General features: G+C 47.6%; 15 protein-coding genes. 13 read left to right on the top strand and 2 right to left on the bottom strand.

Going from position 1 to position 19,065, the window contains the following annotated elements; genetic code table 11:
• Positions 1-52 precede the first annotated feature (52 nt).
• From trhO to J3P40_RS00230, 7 genes are all read left to right on the top strand, one after another.
• Positions 53-985 (top strand): oxygen-dependent tRNA uridine(34) hydroxylase TrhO, encoded by a 933-nt coding sequence (gene trhO / locus J3P40_RS00200; protein ID WP_256001833.1) that lies wholly within the window; start codon positions 53-55, stop codon positions 983-985.
• A 138-nt stretch (positions 986-1,123) separates the two neighbouring features.
• On the top strand, positions 1,124-4,147 hold the full coding sequence (locus tag J3P40_RS00205) for a SusC/RagA family TonB-linked outer membrane protein (protein WP_256001834.1): 3,024 nt from the start codon (positions 1,124-1,126) through the stop codon (positions 4,145-4,147).
• A gap of 23 nt (positions 4,148-4,170) precedes the next feature.
• Positions 4,171-5,715: a RagB/SusD family nutrient uptake outer membrane protein gene (locus J3P40_RS00210; protein ID WP_256001835.1), complete on the top strand. Its 1,545-nt coding sequence runs from the start codon at positions 4,171-4,173 to the stop codon at positions 5,713-5,715.
• A 47-nt stretch (positions 5,716-5,762) separates the two neighbouring features.
• Positions 5,763-7,112, top strand: coding sequence for a glucoamylase family protein (locus tag J3P40_RS00215; protein WP_256001836.1), 1,350 nt, complete (start codon positions 5,763-5,765; stop codon positions 7,110-7,112).
• A 35-nt stretch (positions 7,113-7,147) separates the two neighbouring features.
• Entirely contained in the window at positions 7,148-7,798 is a 651-nt protein-coding gene (locus J3P40_RS00220) for a GDSL-type esterase/lipase family protein (protein ID WP_256001837.1), read from the top strand.
• An 8-nt stretch (positions 7,799-7,806) separates the two neighbouring features.
• Positions 7,807-10,104 (top strand): beta-glucosidase BglX, encoded by a 2,298-nt coding sequence (gene bglX / locus J3P40_RS00225; RefSeq protein ID WP_256001838.1) that lies wholly within the window; start codon positions 7,807-7,809, stop codon positions 10,102-10,104.
• Between the two features lie 30 nt (positions 10,105-10,134).
• The gene (locus J3P40_RS00230; RefSeq protein WP_256001839.1) at positions 10,135-10,920 is read left to right on the top strand and encodes a carboxylesterase family protein; all 786 of its coding nucleotides are present in this window, start codon (positions 10,135-10,137) and stop codon (positions 10,918-10,920) included.
• Between the two features lie 26 nt (positions 10,921-10,946).
• On the opposite strand, the gene J3P40_RS00235 is transcribed toward J3P40_RS00230, so the two are convergent.
• Both J3P40_RS00235 and J3P40_RS00240 read right to left on the bottom strand, forming a co-directional pair.
• Entirely contained in the window at positions 10,947-11,675 is a 729-nt protein-coding gene (locus J3P40_RS00235) for a YebC/PmpR family DNA-binding transcriptional regulator (RefSeq protein ID WP_256001840.1), read from the bottom strand.
• A gap of 6 nt (positions 11,676-11,681) precedes the next feature.
• Entirely contained in the window at positions 11,682-12,623 is a 942-nt protein-coding gene (locus J3P40_RS00240) for an NAD-dependent epimerase/dehydratase family protein (protein WP_256001841.1), read from the bottom strand.
• 222 nt (positions 12,624-12,845) lie between these two features.
• Here J3P40_RS00240 and J3P40_RS00245 point away from each other — a divergent pair, with 222 nt between their 5' ends.
• Genes J3P40_RS00245 through J3P40_RS00270 form a run of 6 tightly spaced genes read left to right on the top strand, consistent with a single transcriptional unit; the run spans position 12,846 to position 19,059 of the window.
• Positions 12,846-14,006, top strand: coding sequence for a Gfo/Idh/MocA family protein (locus tag J3P40_RS00245; protein WP_256001842.1), 1,161 nt, complete (start codon positions 12,846-12,848; stop codon positions 14,004-14,006).
• 3 nt (positions 14,007-14,009) lie between these two features.
• Positions 14,010-15,068, top strand: a complete 1,059-nt coding sequence (locus J3P40_RS00250) for a sugar phosphate isomerase/epimerase family protein (RefSeq protein WP_256001843.1) — start codon at positions 14,010-14,012, stop codon at positions 15,066-15,068.
• A 34-nt stretch (positions 15,069-15,102) separates the two neighbouring features.
• Positions 15,103-15,615, top strand: coding sequence for a c-type cytochrome (locus tag J3P40_RS00255; protein ID WP_256001844.1), 513 nt, complete (start codon positions 15,103-15,105; stop codon positions 15,613-15,615).
• A 25-nt stretch (positions 15,616-15,640) separates the two neighbouring features.
• The gene (locus tag J3P40_RS00260; protein ID WP_256001845.1) at positions 15,641-17,095 is read left to right on the top strand and encodes a Gfo/Idh/MocA family protein; all 1,455 of its coding nucleotides are present in this window, start codon (positions 15,641-15,643) and stop codon (positions 17,093-17,095) included.
• Positions 17,096-17,115: 20 nt separating this feature from the next.
• Positions 17,116-17,820 (top strand): 3-keto-disaccharide hydrolase, encoded by a 705-nt coding sequence (locus J3P40_RS00265; RefSeq protein WP_256001846.1) that lies wholly within the window; start codon positions 17,116-17,118, stop codon positions 17,818-17,820.
• A 24-nt stretch (positions 17,821-17,844) separates the two neighbouring features.
• Positions 17,845-19,059 carry a nucleoside permease gene (locus tag J3P40_RS00270; protein ID WP_256001847.1) on the top strand — a complete coding sequence of 405 codons (1,215 nt, stop codon included), beginning with the start codon at positions 17,845-17,847 and terminating at the stop codon, positions 19,057-19,059.
• Positions 19,060-19,065: the final 6 nt, after the last annotated feature.

A 19,065-nucleotide genomic window follows, 5' to 3' on the forward strand; every position in this document is an offset into this window, starting at 1 on the left:
TTTTTATATTTGCAGCGCATTAAACGCCGTTTGCAGCGGTATCAATGGATTTATGACCACTTATCAGACTTTACTTTACTACTGCTATACGCCTATAGCAGAGGCGGAGCAGTTCGCCGCGGACCATCTTGCTTTTTGTAAATCATTAAACCTTACAGGCCGTATTATTGTGGCCGACGAGGGGCTGAACGGTACCGTTTCGGGTACGCGGGAGGCTTGTGAGGCGTACATGAGCGCCATTAAGGCCGATGAGCGATTTGCGAAAACAGATTTCAAGATAGACGATGTGCCCGAGCCTTCCTTTATCAAAATGCACTGCCGTTATAAGGCGGAGATTGTGCATTCGGGCCTGCGCGACCCGAACATTATTGACCCGAATAAACAAACGGGCAAACATCTGGAACCTGCCGAGTTTCGGGATATGATAGACCGCGACGATGTTGTGGTGCTGGATGTGCGTTCGAATTATGAGCACAATCTGGGCCGGTTTAAGAATGCGGTTACGCTGGATATTGAGAACTTCAGGGATTTTCCGGCTAAGATCAATGAGCTGGCGCAGTATAAGGACAAAAAGGTGCTGACCTATTGCACCGGCGGTATTAAATGCGAAAAAGCTTCTGCCCTGCTGCTTCACCATGGGTTTAAAGATGTGTACCAGTTGCACGGCGGCATCATTAAGTATGGGAAGGAAGTTGGCGGAGAGGATTTTGAAGGCAAATGCTATGTGTTTGACAACCGCGTGGCGGTAGACGTAAATACGGTGAACCCAAAGGTGGTTTCTACATGCTATAACTGCGGCAAAACTACGCCTAAGATGATCAACTGCGCCAACCCGGAATGCAACGAGCACATTACGCAATGTGATGAGTGCGGCGAGGCCTTGCAGGGATGCTGTTCGGAAGCATGTACCACGAATCCGCGTAAAAGAAAATACGATGGAACGGGGTATTATGTGAAGGTACCGCAGCCGGTTGCCGCGAAGTAATACGGGGACTGAAACAGGTATAAATACAATGCCGGTTTCTAAACAACTCTTCTGTTCATCTGTTTATAGTTAGCGGGCATTCTGCCGGGCCTAACCCGGTTTGCCCGTCTATTTTTCACTAAAACTAACTTAAACAGCATGAAAAGAATCCCTACTAAGCTTTCTGTTTTTGTATTCCTTTTACTTTTGTTTGCCGGAACTGCCTCAGCGCAGAACATCACCATTACCGGTACGGTGATTGATGCGGCCGATAAGAGTCCGCTACCCGGTGTGGGCGTATTGGTAAAGGGAACACAGATCGGAACTACGACAAGTTCATCGGGTGCATACAGTATTAACGCACCTGCAGACGCAACGCTCGTTTTTACTTACATCGGTTTTACCACGCAGGAAGTGGCTGTGGGCAACCGGACAACGATCAATATCACACTGGCCGAATCGGCCCAGGACCTGGAGGCCGTGGTGGTTGTGGGTTACGGTACGCAGAGAAGGCGCGACGTGACGGGGTCTATTTCGACGGTGAGCGGAGATGAACTGGCTAACAGACCAGCCACTAACCCGATATCATCTCTTCAAGGCCGTGTGGCGGGGCTCACGGTCGTCAACTCCGGGAGTGCAGGTGAAACACCTACAGTTCGTATTAGAGGTGTAAACAGTACAAACAGTGCAAACCCTATATATGTGGTTGACGGCATTATCCAGGATAACATCGACTACCTTAATCCGGGCGACATAGAAAGCATAGATTTATTACGCGACCCATCCTCCATCGCTATATACGGATTGCGAGGCGCCAATGGGGTAATTGCCGTGACTACAAGAAAAGCTGCAAGGGGAAAGACTACCGTTAATTTACAAAGCCAGGTTGGTTTACAACATGTCTCGAAAAGAATTGGCGTTGCAAATGCCCAGGAGTTCCAGCGCTTGTATAACACTCAGCTGGCAAACCTGAATGCTGCGCCTTTCGACTTCTCAAATTATACGGGTAATACAAACTGGCAGGACTTGATTCTTCGGAGCGCAGCTACGACAACGAATACACTTACCATCTCGAACGGAGGTGAAAAGAGTAGTACACTCATAAGTCTTGGCTATAATAATCAGGAGGGCGTCGTAAAGTACAATAATTTCAAGAAGTACATTGCCCGAATAAACGAAGAAATAAACGTTACCAATGGCATCAAACTGGGGGCAAATCTTACCGGTTTCCATTGGAACAGAAATCCCTCATCAAATGCCCTGTTAAACAACGCAATTTGGGCCGCTCCGGTTGTTCCGGTCAGAGAAGGAGATTTGTATTATGCGATGCCCTCGTTTCAACGCGCTCAAGTGGGAAACCCTGTTGCTGCGCTTGACCGGAATAACAGAACTTCAATAGAAAGAGGATACCGTTTTACAGGGAGTCTTTTCGGAGAGATCAAATTCCTGGATAATTTTACCTGGCGATCCACTGTTTATACCGACTTGGGCTTTAATAACGTCCGGGGATATTCGCCCCTGCCTTTCTCTTTTATTAATGTTGGCGAGAACGGCAATCCCAATCAGGTAACTTTTGACGAAACGGTCAACACTAGCGTTCGACAATCCGCTGATGAGTTTCGCCGATATCAACAAGATCACACATTAACGTATGACAAAGACTTTGAAAACGGGCATCGTTTAACGGGTGTAATAGGATTTACCACTGTGTCAACATCGCAAACACTATTAAATGCATCAAGAACAGACACCACATTGAATGTACCTAACAACCCCAATTATTGGTACCTGGGTGTGGTAAATTTAAATAATGTGCTCTCCAACGGCGGCAGTGGCGCTGCGGAATCTAACGCCGGTGCCTTTGCCAGATTGAGCTATAGCTTCCAAAACAAGTACCTTTTAAACGCAACCATAAGAAGGGACGGCAGCTCTAAGTTCGCTCCGGAAAATAGGTGGGGTACATTTGGAAGTGTAGGACTAGGCTGGGTACTCAGCGAGGAAGACTTCTTTAAGACTGCTATAAGCGGCATTGAGTTCATGAAGATTCGCGGAGCCTGGGGCAGGCTTGGCAATTCAAATATAAGTGGTAACAATCTTTATCAGGCCGGGTTGTCTGTATCATCGACTGCTGTGTTTGGAGATAACGTTTATGGTGCGGTACAGCCTGCTTATACCCCTGACCCTAATCTGCATTTTGAAATTGTACAAGGAATTGATCTGGGCCTCGACATACGGGCGCTGGACTCAAGGTTTAATACAGAACTGAACCTGTACAACAAAACCACTAATGGTATTTTAACGACTTTCCCACTTCCCGGGGGCTTGCCTTCTTACTTCACCAATTTGGGCAAGATAACAAATAAGGGTATTGAAGTGAACATGGGTTGGAATGATGCTATTGGCGAGAATATTACCTATGGCGTTTCAGGTAACTTCAGTTATAATAAGAACATTGTTAATTCCCTCGGAAATGCCACTAATTTCCAAATTTTAGGAAACGGCGGCATCAATGTTACGGAAAGCGGGCGGTCGATAGGGTACTTCTTTGGTTACCGACAAGCCGGGATATACCAGTCGGCCGAGGATATCGCTCAGAGACCTGCTCTGTCAAACTCGAGGCCTGGTGACATCGCTTATGAAGATACGAACGGTGACGGAACAATAACCACGGCCGACCGAGTATATCTTGGAACCCCATTCCCTCCATATAGCTTTGGTCTAAACTTATCTTTTGGTTACAGGGGTTTTGATGCCCTTATTGAAGGGCAGGGCGTAGCTGGAAATCATATTTACACACAGCGAAGAACCGCACAGTTTGCCGTACTAAACTATGAGAGCAACCGGCTGAACGCGTGGACCGGTCCCGGCACAAGCAACACCGAACCAATTCTAGATAACACTCGAGGTAACAACTATTTATTCAGCACCTATTTTCTGGAGCCTGGCGATTACTTCCGCCTTAGGACTGTTCAGTTGGGCTACACTTTCGATAAGAATACCTTTTCAAAAATAGGCATTCAGAATGCGAGGATTTTTGTAAGTGCTCAAAACCTGGCAACGTGGACCAAGGTTAGCGGATATTCGCCTGAGGCCCAAATCGGCAATATTACTGCAGGTGGTGCTGATAACGGGGTATATCCGGTTCCAGCGATATACTCACTCGGGTTAAACGTAAACTTTTAAAGAATCTGTTAATAGCAAATATCATGAAAACCATAAACAATATATACAGATACATTTCCCTGGTGATTGTTATCTTTAGTTGCTTCTCGATGGCAGGTTGCAGGAAATTTTTGGACACGCAGAAACAGGGTGAATATACGGAAGAGGACTATCCATATCCTGGCGGCGCGGGGCCCTATGATACCTTTGTTTTCAGTGCTTATAATTTCCTGAGAGATTACAATGTGCATGCCGACGCATTCATCGTTGCCACCAGCATCCGCAGCGATGATGCTGATAAAGGAAGTACACCTTCGGATGGCGGAGCGGATGTTATCAACATGGACAACTTTCCTGTACTTCCAACAAGTGGCCGGGCCAATTCTTTGTGGACGGCATATTATACCTTGATTAACCGGTGCAATACGGCCATTGATCAGATCAGGAACAACGCGGATATTGAAGCTCCCGATGCGGTGAAAGATAGATCGGAAGCGGAAGTCAGATTTATAAGAGGATATGGTTATTTTATGCTGGTTCGCCTTTTTGGAAGGGTCCCGATTATCGAAAAAGTGCTGGATGTTTCGCAGACTAACGTGCCACAAAGCGAGTCGGCACAGGTGTATGCTTTTATTGAGGAAGACCTTAGATTCGCCGCATCCAACCTGCCACCAAGCTGGGAACCCCGCTTCATCGGACGCATTACAAGTGGAGCGGCGAATGGAATGCTGGCAAAAGTATACCTGACACAGCAAAAATGGAGCGCAGCAATGAGTGCCGCCAGCCTAGTCATGAATTCAGGTCAATACGACCTTAGTACACCGTACGAGAGGATTTTCAGTGAAGCAGGTGAAAACAGCAGAGAATCCGTATTTGAAGTTCAGGCAACATCAAGTGCCACGGTACCCACTGACAACGGCGTTCAATATGCCAACATACAGGGTGTCAGGGGAACCGGGGATTTCAATATGGGGTGGGGATGGAATACACCTAGTGAGCAGTTGGAAGCCGCGTATGAGCCAAACGATCCGCGGAGAAATCGCACCATCCTCTACACAGTGGTGAACGGTGAACCTGGCGTTAGCTTATATGGTGAACGTTTTCCTGCGGGGTTACCCAATCCAAGATATAACAACAAGGTTTACACCAACCCGTCCTACCGGTCGCTTTACCGAAACCGCGGCGGGTGGTGGATGAACGTGCGCATCCTCAGATATGCCGATATAGTTCTGATGTATGCTGAGGCGGCCAATGAGGTGGGAGGACAGCAAAATATCGCCAATGCGGTTGAGGCCCTCAATTCTGTCAGACGGCGGGCCCGAGGCTCTAATCCCGGAATCCTGCCCGATATTGTTACTACTGATCAAACTGTAGCTCGGGAAGCGATCCGCCATGAACGGAGAATCGAGCTGGCGATGGAGCATGAGCGTTTTTTTGATATAGTAAGATGGGGTATCGCTGAGGAAGTACTGCATGCGGCAGGAAAAACTGCATTTGATGAGGACCGCGACGGATTACTACCAATACCTCAAACACAAATTGACTTAAGTAAAGGCGTATTAACACAAAATCCTTATTATAATAATTAGATCTGGCGTATTAATATTCTAAATTAGCAGTTCAGCAAGATTTAAACGTGAGCAAATACTTAAAAACAATACCTCTGTTACCGTTACTATTTTTACTGACGGCGGCAATTGCCCAGCAAAAGCAGTCAGGTAAGATCCCCGTTTCGATAAAAATCGATAAAAACCTGACGGACGAACAACTGCTTGACTTGGTTCAGCGGCAGACGTTCAGGTACTTCTGGGATTTTGCGCATCCGGTGAGCAATATGGCGCGCGAGCGTAGCAATAAGTCGTTCAGTTACGGACATGAGGTGGTAACTACCGGCGGGACGGGCTTTGGGGTGATGGCTGTTGTTGTGGCTACCGAACGGCAATGGATTGCCCGGGATACGGCCGCGCGGTTTTTGCTGAAGATGGTAAAGTTTCTGGGCAAGGCGGATGCGTATCACGGTGTGTTTGCGCATTGGCTGGATGGGGCCACCGGAAAGACGATCCCGTTCAGCCGTAAGGATGATGGGGCGGATCTGGTGGAGAGTTCTTTCCTGTTCCAGGGCCTGCTTACGGCTCAGCGGTACTTTAATGCCAATACGCCTGCAGAAAATGAACTTCGCGGCCGTATCAATTCCTTGTGGAACGATATTGAATGGGACTGGTTTACCCGCGAGGGCCAGGACGTTTTGTACTGGCACTGGAGTCCGAATAACGGCTGGGCGATGAATTTCCCGCTAAGGGGCTTCAATGAAGCATTGATTACCTATGTGCTTGCGGCTTCTTCTACGCGTTATCCGGTCCCTGCTTCGGTGTATCATAACGGCTGGGCGCAGAGTAATTTCTTTAAGAATGGCCGGGAGTTTTATGGACATAAGCTGCCGCTTGGGTTTGATTACGGCGGACCGCTGTTCTTTTCTCATTACTCGTTTCTGGGATTGGATCCACGCGGGCTCAAGGACAGGTATGCCGACTATTGGGAGCAGAACAGAAACCATACACTGATAAACCGTGCGTACGTACTGGAAAATCCGAAGAAGTATAAGGGCTATGGGGCCAACAGTTGGGGATTGACGGCCAGCGACAGCTGGCAGGGTTATGCTGCGCACTCCCCTACTGAAGATCATGGGGTGATCACGCCTACGGCGGCATTGTCTGCCTTCCCCTACACGCCGGAGTATTCTATGCAGGCGCTGAAGCATTTCTATTTTGATCTGGGCGATAAGCTCTGGACTGAATACGGTTTTGTGGATGCGTTCAGCGAGCATCATAACTGGTATGCAAAATCACACCTGGCTATAGACCAGGGACCGATCATTGTGATGATAGAAAATTACCGGACGGGGCTGCTGTGGAAGCTTTTCATGAGTCACCCGGACGTGCAGGGCGGATTAAGGAAACTTGGCTTTACGAGTCCGGCGCTGAAATAATTGATATATTGGGTATCTAAATTTTGAATATGCATATGAAACTAAAACTGGCAGCGCTGTTTGTGCTGTTTACCACCGGGCTTTTTGCCCAAAACCGACCCTTTTGGAATGAAATCCAGCAGTTCCGGAAATCAGACAGTGTGTCGATGCCCGCGCCTAACGGGATCGTGTTCGTTGGAAGTTCTTCGCTCCGGATGTGGACAGATCTGGGGTCGGTTTATAAAGATTATCAGGCCATCAACCGGGGCTTCGGAGGTTCAACGCTTCAGCAGGCCAATATGTATATAGACGATCTTGTACTTAAATATAAACCCCGGCAGGTGGTGATTTACAGCGGTGAGAACGATATTGCAGAGGGCGCTACGGGCGAAGAGACCTATAAGAGGTTTGTGACATTTTATGAGAATCTGCGTACGGGCTTGCCTAAGGCGCATGTCCTGTATGTTTCGATGAAGCTTAGTCCTTCGCGTACTAAGTTTGCCGACGAGATGATCAAGGGAAATGAAATGATCAGGGCTTATCTGAAGAAACAGAAAAATGCTAAGTATGTGGATATTAACCCTGCGATGAAAGACAAGGCGGGCAACCTGCGGCCTGAACTTTTTAAGTCGGACATGCTTCATATGCAGCAGGCCGGATATGATATTTGGATTAAAGAAATTACGCCTTATTTGAAAAAGAAATAATCGCAGCTATGAAAAATACACGCCTGTACCTTCCGATTTTGCTTTTGGCCGGCCTGACCAGCACGGCCCAGATGAAAAAGCCATCTGCCGCTGATGCTAAGATGAACGCATTCATAAGCGGCCTGATGTCTAAAATGACTATAGATGAAAAGATTGGTCAGCTAAACCTGCTTACTGGCGGTGAGGCTACCACAGGTTCGGTTGTGAGTACGGGGGTGGAAGAAAAGATTAGAAAAGGTCAGGTGGGCGGCATGTTCAGTATGACGACACCGGCGCGTATACGCCGGGTACAGGAAATTGCGGTAACGCAGACCCGGATGAAGATCCCGATCATTTTCGGTCAGGATGTGATCCACGGTTATAAAACAACCTTTCCTATTCCGCTTGCACTGTCCTGCACATGGAATTTACCTATGATTCAGGAAACAGCACGCATTGCCGCAGTGGAGGCTACGGCCGATGGCCTGAACTGGACGTTCTCACCAATGGTAGACATATCGAGAGACCCGCGCTGGGGACGCATCTCTGAAGGCTCGGGCGAAGACACCTACCTGGGTTCGCAGATCGCGAAGGCTATGGTGCGCGGATATCAGGGCGATGACCTTGCAAAGTATAATACGATGATGGCCTGCGTGAAGCATTTTGCACTATACGGAGCTGCCGAAGCGGGCCGCGATTATAATGTGACGGACATGAGTCTGGACCGGATGTATAACGAGTATCTTCCGCCGTACAGGGCAGCCATCAACGCGGGTGCGGGCAGTGTGATGACATCGTTCAACGATATCAATGGTGTGCCTGCTACGGCCAACAAATGGCTGATGACAGACGTGCTGAGAAAACAATGGGGCTTTAAAGGTTTTGTGGTAACGGATTATACGGCAGTGAATGAGTTGATTGAACACGGACTGGGTGATTTGCAAACGGTATCTGCCCTTTCATTGAAAGCCGGTGTAGAAATGGATATGGTTGGAGAAGGATTTCTGACCACCTTGAAGAAGTCGCTCAACGAAGGAAAGGTGACCAGGCAGCAGATAGACAATGCATGCAGACTGGTACTGGAGGCTAAATATAAGCTTGGGTTGTTTGATGACCCTTTCCGTTATTGTAATGAAGAGCGTGCAAAAACAGAGATATTGAAACCTGAACATCTGAGATTTGCCCGCGAGGTGGCTGCGGAATCTTTTGTATTGTTGAAAAACGATAACCAGCTGCTGCCTTTGAAAAAAAGCGGTACGATCGCTTTGATTGGCCCGCTGGCCAACACAGGTGCGAACATGCCGGGTACATGGAGTGTAAACAGTGATCTGGCCAATACCAAATCGCTGCTGCAGGGTATGCAGGATGTTTTGGGCGATCAGGTGAAGATATTGCACAGCATGGGCGCCAATCTGTTATCTGATGCGGAGTATCAGAAACGTGCGACCATGTTTGGAAGGGACATCGCAAGGGATGAGCGCCCGGAACAGGAGATTATAAATGATGCGCTTTCAGTAGCGAAAAAAGCTGATGTGATCGTTGCCGCCCTTGGAGAGAGTTCTGAGATGAGCGGTGAATCTTCGAGCAGGACGAACCTGGATATACCCGATACGCAGAAACGCCTGCTGGAAGCTTTACTGAAGACTGGCAAACCGGTGGTGCTGGTGCTCTTTGCCGGAAGACCACTTACGCTGAGCTGGGAGCAAAAGCATGTGCCTGCCATCCTTAATGTATGGTTTGGAGGTACGGAGACGGGACATGCGGTCGCAGATGTGCTGTTTGGCGATGTCAATCCTTCGGGCAAACTGACCGCAACCTTCCCTCAGAACGTAGGACAAATACCGCTTTATTACAGCCATAAGAATACGGGCAGACCACTGCCTGAAGGTGGCTGGTTTTCTAAGTTCAGATCGAACTATCTGGATGTGACCAATGAGCCTCTGTATCCTTTTGGCTATGGGTTAAGTTATACAAGTTTTGCGTACAGTGACCTCGTGCTGAATGGGAAATCTTTTAAACGGGGTGGCGCACTAACCGCCAGCGTAACAGTCAAGAACACCGGTGCCAGGGAAGGCAAGGAAGTGGTGCAGCTGTATCTCCGGGATATGGTGGGCAGTTCGACCCGGCCGGTTAAGGAGCTGAAAGGTTTTCAGAAGATCAGTCTGAAACCGGGCGAGTCTAAGCAAGTCAGCTTCCGTATTACCGAAGAAGATCTGAAGTTTTATAATAAAGATCTGAAGTTTGCTGCAGAGCCGGGTGCGTTTAAGGTATTCATTGGCAGCAGTTCGAAAGACAACCTGCAGGCTGACTTCAATTTCGTGCTTTAAACTGATTGCTGTTCTTTTTATATTAGTTGTATGATAAGATCTAAATTATTGACAGCGCTCGTGATAGCTTTGACTGGTTTTGCCGCGAAGGCACAGGATTTTAATAAGTACGACCGCGACAGCTTTGTGAAACGCAAAGACACCATTCAGTATCGTATTCTCTTTCCAGAGCAGTTTGATGCACAAAAGCAATATCCTATCGTGTTTTTCCTTCACGGCTCGGGAGAACGGGGCAGCGATAATCAGAAGCAGCTGACGCATGGCGGGAAACTTTTCCTGCAGGATAAAGTGAGAAAGGAATTTCCGGCGATTGTGGTATTTCCGCAATGCAGTAGTGACAGCTTTTGGGCAAACGCAGATTTCAGTACAGATGCTAAAGGCAAAAGGCAGCGTATTTTTAAGACGGGTGGCAAGCCAACAAAATCAATGCGGGCGCTGCTTGGCATGATTGACAATTTGCTCGATAAGCCTTACGTAAACCGGGATCAAGTGTATGTAGGCGGCTTATCGATGGGCGGAATGGGCACGTATGAATTACTAAGAAGAAAGCGTAAGACTTTTGCAGCGGCTTTTGCGATATGCGGAGGCGACAATGTGGCGAATGTTCGAAAATACAATCATACACCGTTATGGATATTTCATGGGGAGAAGGATGATGTGGTACCTGTGGCTCTTTCTACTGCAATTGCGGATCAGTTGAGGGTGCTGGGTGTGGAACCGAAGATTACTTTATATCCGAACGATAATCATAACAGCTGGGATTCCGCATTTGCAGAACCCGAGCTGTTGCCATGGTTGTTTTCAAACAAAAAATAAGGTGTTTTTGCCTGTTAGGCTGTTGGCTACTCGGCCATGTTATGGTATACGGCCTGAACGTCATCGTCCTCCTCAAGCTTGTCGATAAGCTTAAATACATCGGCTGCCTGTTCTTCGGTGACCTCGTGATGTGATAATGCGATTCGTTCCAGCTTGGCGCTTTTTACTTCTACGCCTTTTTCTTCAAGGGCCTTTTGCAGCGAGCCGAAACTTTCGAATGATCCTTGTGCTACTGCAATGTCGTTTCCTTCTTCGTCGGCCTCTACATATAGTTCTTCCAAGCCGGCATCAATTAACTCGAATTCCAGCTCTTCCAGATCGATATTGTCTGAGGGTACGAAACGGAATACAGACTTGCGGCTGAAGACGAAATCGAGTGATCCGGTCTTACCTAGTGTTCCGTTTGTTTTATTGAAATAGCTCCGCACATTGGCTACGGTACGGTTGGTATTGTCGGTCGCAGTTTCAATAAGTATGGCAACACCGTGCGGCGCATAGCCTTCATAAACAATCTCTTCGTAGTTGGCCATGCTCTTGTCGGACGCCCTTTTGATTGCGGCATCTACCCGATCCTTGGGCATGTTTACTGCCTTAGCGTTCTGTATGGCCGTACGCAGCCGGGAGTTGGTTTCGGGGTGAGGTCCACCCTCTTTTACCGCGATAACGATGTCTTTACCTATACGCGTGAACTGCACGGCCATTTTGGCCCAGCGTTTAAATTTTCTTTCTTTTCTAAACTCAAATGCTCTTCCCATTGTACTTTATTTCTTTAAATTCTTTAACATCTCTGTGGTCATAGCCGCCAGGTCGAACTGTGGTTTCCAACCCCAGTCGGCCGCCGCATAGCTATCGTCTATAGACTTTGGCCAGCTGTTGGCAATCTGCTGACGCGGATCATTTTCGGTGTAAGTTAGCTGAAATTGCGGAATGTGTTTCCTGATTTCGGCAGCCAGCGTTTCCGGTGTGAAACTGACGCCCGTGAAATTATAGCTTGACCGGATACTGATTTTACTGGCTTCTGCATCCATCAGTTCAATGGTTCCTCTAATGGCATCGTCCATATACATCATAGGCAGTTCAGTTTCGGCATTAAGGAATGAGGCGTACCCCCCCTTTTTCAGCGCATCATGAAAAATATGGATGGCGTAATCTGTTGTACCGCCACCGGGGGCTGCTTTCCAACTGATGAGTCCGGGGTAGCGAATGCTCCGGACATCGAGGCCAAATTTCTGATTGTAGTATTCGCACCAGCGTTCACCTGCCAGTTTACTGATCCCGTACACGGTGTTTGGATCCATAACGCAGTATTGTGGTGTGTTGTCTTTAGGTGAAGTTGGCCCGAATACAGCGATAGAACTGGGCCAGTACACTTTGGCTGTTTTGTATTCTATGGCAAGCTCAAGAATGTGAAGCAGGCCGTTCATATTTAAGTCCCATGCCAGCTTAGGGTTTTGTTCGCCGGTTGCTGAGAGCAGCGCGGCCAGCAGGTATACCTGCGTGGGTTTATACTTTTTGAAGAGGAGGTGTAAGGTGTCTCTTTCCAGTACGTTTACAAACTCAAAAGGTCCGGAATTTTTGATGTCATAATCCGGCCTCCTTATATCACAGGCAACAACATTTTGTTCTCCGTAGATTTTACGCAATGCCATTACCAGCTCGGTTCCGATCTGTCCGTTGGAACCTAGTACGATTATTTTTTCCATTAGCTTGTCTCGATTTGGGCAAAAGTAAATAAAATATTGGCATGCGGGTAATACGCCAATGTTGGTTGAATTGATTTAGTAACAAAAACATTATATATTTACCTTAATTGTGTATCAAAGACACTAACTAAGGTTTTTTTGCCTAATATTACCGCAAAAAAACAGATGCTTAAAAGCTTTAGCAAAAGCTCCTGACACACAAAAGTTATACTTACGACATACATGAAGACTAGAAAAATTAGAATGGGCATGGTTGGCGGTGGTAAAGATGCGTTTATCGGCGCAGTACACCGCATTGCTGCAAACATGGACGGACAAATCGAATTCTGCTGCGGTGCGCTTAGCATCAATCCGGAGATCGCGAAAGAGTCGGGCGAAATGCTGTTCCTTCCTGAAGACAGGATTTACATGAATTTCGAAGAGATGATTGAGAAGGAGAGCAAACTGCCTGCTGATCAGAAGATCGATTTTGTGACGATCGTTACACCCAACTTTGCGCATTTTGCTCCTGCGATGATGGCTCTTGATCATGGTTTTAATGTGGTGATTGAAAAGCCGATTGCGCTTTCGCTGGATGAAGCAAGGCAATTGCAGAATAAGGTGGAAGAAACAGGTCTTATCTTGTGCCTTACGCATACTTACTCTGGCTACCCTATGGTGAAGCAAGCCAGGCAAATGGTTAAAGAAGGGAAACTCGGCGCCATCAGGAAGGTTATGGTGGAGTACCCGCAGGGATGGCTGAGCACCCTGACCGAACGTGAAGGTAATGCGGGGGCTGCCTGGAGAACGGATCCGAAGAAAAGTGGAAAGAGCGGTTGTATGGGTGATATTGGTACTCACGCGGCGCAGCTGGCCGAATATATTTCAGGCTTACAGATCACTAAGGTTTGTGCTGACCTGAACATTGTGGTTCCGGGTCGGGGACTTGATGACGACGGAAACGTGCTGCTGAAGTTTAACAACGGTGCAAACGGTGTACTGATCGCCTCGCAGGTGGCGGCAGGTGAAGAAAATGCTTTGAAAATAAAAGTTTACGGTGAAAAAGGAGGCCTTGAATGGCATCAGATGGAACCAAATACGCTGATGGTGAAATGGCTCAACGAGCCTGCACAGGTGTATCGTGCCGGACAGGCATATTTGTCGGACGCAGCAAAACATAACACACGTGTACCTGGCGGCCACCCGGAAGGTTATCTGGAAGCTTTTGCCAATATATACCGGAATTTTGCGTTAACTGTATCAGCTAAAATACATGGAACGGAGCCCACTGAAGCGATGCTCGACTTCCCAAGAGTTGAGGATGGTGTTAGAGGTATGACGTTCATTGAAACTGTGGTGGAATCGAGCGGTTCTGATCAGAAATGGTTTGATTTTAAGGCATAACGTATGACAACGATTAAAGGACCTGCGGTATTCCTGGCGCAGTTTATCAGTGATGAAGCCCCGTTTAACAGCCTCGATGCTATATGTGAATGGGCTGCGGGCTTAGGATTTAAAGGAATTCAGATGCCAACGCTTGATCCACGCTTTATTGATCTGCAAAAAGCGGCGGAAAGCAAAACCTATGCGGATGAGCTAAAAGGCAAGGTGGCTGCTCACGGCCTTGAGATATCTGAGTTATCTACCCATCTTCAGGGCCAGCTTGTTGCTGTAAATCCGGCATATGATCTTGCCTTTGATGCCTTCGCACCGGATCAATATAAGAATAACCCTAAAGCGAGGACAGAATGGGCCGTGCAGCAGTTGAAGTATGCAGCAAAAGCTTCGGAAAATCTTGGCTTGAAAGCACACGCTACCTTTAGCGGCTCACTGTTATGGCACATGTTTCATCCCTGGCCGCAACGCCCTGAGGGATTGGTTGAGGCAGGTTTTACAGAACTTGCCAAACGCTGGACACCGATCCTGAATGCTTTTGACGAAAGCGGGGTTGACGTTTGCTATGAAATTCACCCGGGCGAAGACCTCTTTGACGGTATCACTTATGAGATGTTCCTGGAGAAGGTAAACAACCATCCCAGAGCGTGTCTGCTTTATGATCCATCGCATTTTGTATTGCAGCAATTGGATTATATTGAATACATCGATCTGTACCATGAGCGGATCAGGGCCTTCCACGTGAAGGATTCTGAATTCAATCCCTCAGGCCGACAAGGCACTTTTGGCGGCTACCAGAGCTGGGCTAACCGCGCAGGCCGGTACCGTTCTCCGGGCGATGGGCAGGTAGACTTTAAGACAATTTTTAGTAAATTGGCACAGTATGACTACAAAGGCTGGGCGGTGATGGAGTGGGAATGCAGCATTAAGGATGCACAGGTTGGTGCACAGGAAGGTGCTGAGTTCATTAAGAAACACATCATTAAAGTAACTGACCGGGCATTTGACGATTTTGCGGCTTCTGGAGGTGATGAGAGCTTTAACAGAATGATACTGGGGCTGGATAAATAATAATAGTTAGCTAAATATAATAAACAATATACACATGAAAAACCAATTATTTTTCGCTGCATGCCTGGCTATAGGTATGGCGTCGTGTCAAAGTCCGGAACAACGGGCAAATGGTGGGGATACTGCAGAAGTTAAGACGCTTGACAGCGCGAAAAGCATAACAACTGACGCAAATACACAGGACGCCGATTCGAGCGGTACGGCACCTGTCAGCGGACAGGATGAGGCTGCGCCTGCACCTGTTAATGCGGCTACTGCTCAGGCACCGGCACCTGAAAAACCAAAGAAAGATATGCCCGGAAAGGGGCTTATCGCTAAATCTGATTGTCTGGCTTGCCACCATGAGACCAAAAAACTTGTGGGTCCGGCTTACGTGAACGTGGCTAAAAGATATCCAAACACTGACGAGAATGTGAATATGCTGGCCGGAAAGATCATTGAAGGCGGTTCTGGCGTTTGGGGCGCAGTGCCTATGAGCCCGCACCCTGACCTGAGCAAGGAAGATGCTAAGGAAATGGCGAAATATATCCTTTCTTTGAAACAATAACACAACCTAACCAAAGACTTGAACCATGAATGAGACAGAAAAAAATCAGGAGACTACGTCGAGACGGAGTTTTCTGAAAACAGGCGCTATTGCCGCTTCAGCCTTTATGATTGTGCCGAGGCACGTGCTCGGCGGAAGTGGTTTTATTGCACCTAGTGATAAACTGATTGTTGCTGGAATCGGCGTGGGCGGAAAAGGGCAGTCTGATATTGCTTCTTTCGCCAAAAGTGGAAAAGCGGAGATCGGATTTTTATGTGATGTGCATGATTCGCGCGCAGCTGCGAGTGTGAAAGCGTTTCCTAAGGCTAAGTATTATCGCGACTGGCGTGAGATGATGGATAAAGAGTCCAAAAATTTCGATGCCGTTTCTGTCTCAACACCCGACCATAACCATGCAATTCAGGCATTGGCGGCAATGCAGCGTGGAAAGCATGTTTACGTGCAGAAACCGCTAACACATGACATCTACGAAGCAAGAGCGCTGACTGCTGCTGCGAAGAAGTATAAGGTGGTAACCCAGATGGGTAACCAGGGCGCATCTAACGATGGTCCGCGTATTATGAAGGAATGGTACGATGCTGGCTTGATTGGAGATGTGCATACGATATATGCATGGACGGACCGGCCGGTTTGGCCTCAGGGTATCCCGTGGCCTTCTACCAAGGCACCTGTGCCGTCTGATCTGGACTGGGACCTTTGGCTGGGAACTGCTCCTTACCGTGAGTATGTTCCGAAACTTGTCCCGTTCAACTGGCGGGGCTGGTGGGATTATGGCACCGGCGCTTTGGGCGACATGGGCTGCCACCTGCTTGAGGCTCCTTTCAGCGTGCTTAACCTTAAGTATGCAAATGAGGTGCAGGCTAGTGTTGGCTCAGTGTATGTAGACGAGTTCAGACGGGGGTATTTCCCTGACAGCTGTCCGCCATCAAGCCATGTAACCTTGAAATTCCCTAAAACAAACAAGACTAAGGGAGAAGTAACGGTACACTGGATGGACGGCGGAATACAACCGGAGAGACCTGAGGAACTGCAGGCCAATGAGACCTTTGGGGATGGAGGAAACGGAACGCTGTTTATTGGAACGAAGGGTAAGATGATGTGCGAAACGTACAGTCATAATCCTAAGCTTCTTCCACTAAGCAGAAATAAAGACATCAAGGTTGCTCAGAAGTTTGCACGTGTACCTGGTGGGGCTAACGGACACTATGCGCAGTGGGTTGAGGCTGCTATTGCCGGTTACGGTAAGCAGGAGGTTAGTTCTCCTTTTGAGATTGCAGGTCCTTTAACGGAAGCTTTGCTCATGGCTAACCTGGCTATCAGGGGTGTGGACGTTCAACGCAAGGAAGGCGACAGGGTTACTTATCCTGGCCGTAACATCAAACTTCTTTGGGATAACGACGCGATGAAAGTGACAAACCTTGACGATGTAAATCAATTTGTAAAACGCGAATACCGAAGCGGATGGACGCTTGGCGCATAAATTAACAATACAACACATAAATGAAGCAATACATTTTTTCAGCGCTATCTGCACTGGCAATTACAGCCGTAGTGGGATGCAGCACCACAAAAAGCCAGACTAGCACAAAAGGTTTTACCCCCTTGTTTGACGGCAAAACCACGACCGGCTGGCATACTTACGGCAAAACGACGGCAGGCAGCAAATGGGAAATCCAGGATGGTGCGCTGTACCTGAACTCTAAGGGTCCGCGCAATGGAGGCGGAGACCTGGTAACAGATAAAGAATACAGCAATTTCCATTTGAAATATGACTGGAAAGTTTCTCCAGGCGCTAATAGCGGACTTATTTATTATGTACACGAAGACAAGGCCAAATATGGTGCGACCTACAGCACAGGCTTGGAGATGCAGGTGATTGACAACGAGGGTCACCCTGATGGAAAGTACCCAAAGCACCGCGCCGGAGATCTTTATGATGTAATTAAGAGCAGCTCAGAACCTGTAAAACCTGTTGGACAATGGAATACCGCGGAGATCATCAGTAAGAACGGCAAGCTTGAGCATTATTTGAACGGTGTTAAAATCGTTTCCACTACCTTATGGGATGAAAACTGGAAACAACTGATCGCGCAAAGCAAGTTTAAAGGCTGGGAAAACTGGGGTACTTTTAAATCTGGTAAGATCGCACTTCAGGATCATGGTGATGATGTTTGGTACCGCAACATCATGATTAAGGAGTTGTAAGAGAAATTTAACCAAAAAACCAATATGAACTTAAACAACCGAATTAAATTATCGACCATGATGTTCCTGGAGTTTTTTATCTGGGGCTCCTGGTTTGTTACAATGGGTACATACCTTGGGAAGAACCTGTCTTCCGGTGGTGTTGATATCGGCTCCGCTTACAGCACGCAGTCGCTGGGCGCGATCATTGCTCCTTTTATCATAGGATTGATTGCCGATAAATTTTTTGCTGCTCAGCGCATACTTGGCGTATTGCACCTTATTGGTGCCGCATTATTATGGTTTGCTGCTGATGCACTGGATTTTGACAGTTTTTTCCCTTTCATCCTAGGATATATGATCGCGTATATGCCTACCCTGGCCCTGGTTAATTCTATCTCATTTAAGCAGATGACAGATCCGGGAAAAGAGTTCCCGTCTATCCGTGTATTTGGGACGATTGGATGGATAGTAGCCGGTTTGACTATTGGCTGGCTTAACTGGGAACAGGACGGCAATTTAGTGCTTACCTTTAAAATGGCCGCAATAGCTTCGCTGATCCTGGGCCTTTTCAGTTTTGTATTACCACATACGCCTCCTGTTAAGAAGGGCGAGAAAACCAGCTTTGGCGATATCATCGGCCTGGATGCAATTGGCTTATTGAAAAACAGATCTTTCCTGATCTTTTTCCTTTCCTCCGTTGCGATCTGTGTACCACTGGCTTTTTACTATAATTTCACCAATCCTTTCCTTAATGAGGTTGGTATGAAAGGTGCCGCCGGCGTCCAATCGCTGGGACAGGTTTCAGAAACGTTGTTTATGCTTTTGATGCCCCTATTCTTTGTGCGGCTTGGCGTGAAAAAGATGCTGGCCATCGGTATGATCGCCTGGGTAGTGCGGTATCTTTTCTTTGCCTTCGGAAATGCTGATGCGAATTACTGGATGCTGATTGGAGGAATTGTTCTGCATGGTATCTGCTATGACTTTTTCTTTGTAACCGGACAGATTTATACAGACAGGCTGGCGGGGGATCGCTTCAAGAGTGCAGCACAGGGCTTTATCACCCTGGCTACGTATGGTGTGGGTATGCTTATCGGGTCTATCATTTCAGGTATGGTGGTAGATGATCATGTTGTTGGCAGCGGTCACGACTGGTATAGCATATGGATTGTTCCTGCGTCCATTTCTGCCGGAGTAGCCCTGTTGTTCCTGCTCCTTTTTAAAGACAATAACAAAGCTGAAACAACTACGGCGTCTTAATAATAC

Source organism: Pedobacter deserti, assembly GCF_024436415.1.
Lineage (GTDB): Bacteria > Bacteroidota > Bacteroidia > Sphingobacteriales > Sphingobacteriaceae > Pedobacter > Pedobacter faecalis.

What these genes read in the sequence shown, in the direction of transcription:
- trhO (WP_256001833.1), top strand. Translation starts at nt 53, where the DNA reads ATGACCACTTATCAGACTTTACTTTACTACTGCTATACGCCTATAGCA.
- J3P40_RS00205 (WP_256001834.1), top strand. Translation starts at nt 1,124, where the DNA reads ATGAAAAGAATCCCTACTAAGCTTTCTGTTTTTGTATTCCTTTTACTT.
- J3P40_RS00210 (WP_256001835.1), top strand. Translation starts at nt 4,171, where the DNA reads ATGAAAACCATAAACAATATATACAGATACATTTCCCTGGTGATTGTT.
- J3P40_RS00220 (WP_256001837.1), top strand. Translation starts at nt 7,148, where the DNA reads ATGAAACTAAAACTGGCAGCGCTGTTTGTGCTGTTTACCACCGGGCTT.
- bglX (WP_256001838.1), top strand. Translation starts at nt 7,807, where the DNA reads ATGAAAAATACACGCCTGTACCTTCCGATTTTGCTTTTGGCCGGCCTG.
- J3P40_RS00230 (WP_256001839.1), top strand. Translation starts at nt 10,135, where the DNA reads ATGATAAGATCTAAATTATTGACAGCGCTCGTGATAGCTTTGACTGGT.
- J3P40_RS00235 (WP_256001840.1), bottom strand. Translation starts at nt 11,675, where the DNA reads ATGGGAAGAGCATTTGAGTTTAGAAAAGAAAGAAAATTTAAACGCTGG.
- J3P40_RS00240 (WP_256001841.1), bottom strand. Translation starts at nt 12,623, where the DNA reads ATGGAAAAAATAATCGTACTAGGTTCCAACGGACAGATCGGAACCGAG.
- J3P40_RS00245 (WP_256001842.1), top strand. Translation starts at nt 12,846, where the DNA reads ATGAAGACTAGAAAAATTAGAATGGGCATGGTTGGCGGTGGTAAAGAT.
- J3P40_RS00250 (WP_256001843.1), top strand. Translation starts at nt 14,010, where the DNA reads ATGACAACGATTAAAGGACCTGCGGTATTCCTGGCGCAGTTTATCAGT.
- J3P40_RS00255 (WP_256001844.1), top strand. Translation starts at nt 15,103, where the DNA reads ATGAAAAACCAATTATTTTTCGCTGCATGCCTGGCTATAGGTATGGCG.
- J3P40_RS00260 (WP_256001845.1), top strand. Translation starts at nt 15,641, where the DNA reads ATGAATGAGACAGAAAAAAATCAGGAGACTACGTCGAGACGGAGTTTT.
- J3P40_RS00265 (WP_256001846.1), top strand. Translation starts at nt 17,116, where the DNA reads ATGAAGCAATACATTTTTTCAGCGCTATCTGCACTGGCAATTACAGCC.
- J3P40_RS00270 (WP_256001847.1), top strand. Translation starts at nt 17,845, where the DNA reads ATGAACTTAAACAACCGAATTAAATTATCGACCATGATGTTCCTGGAG.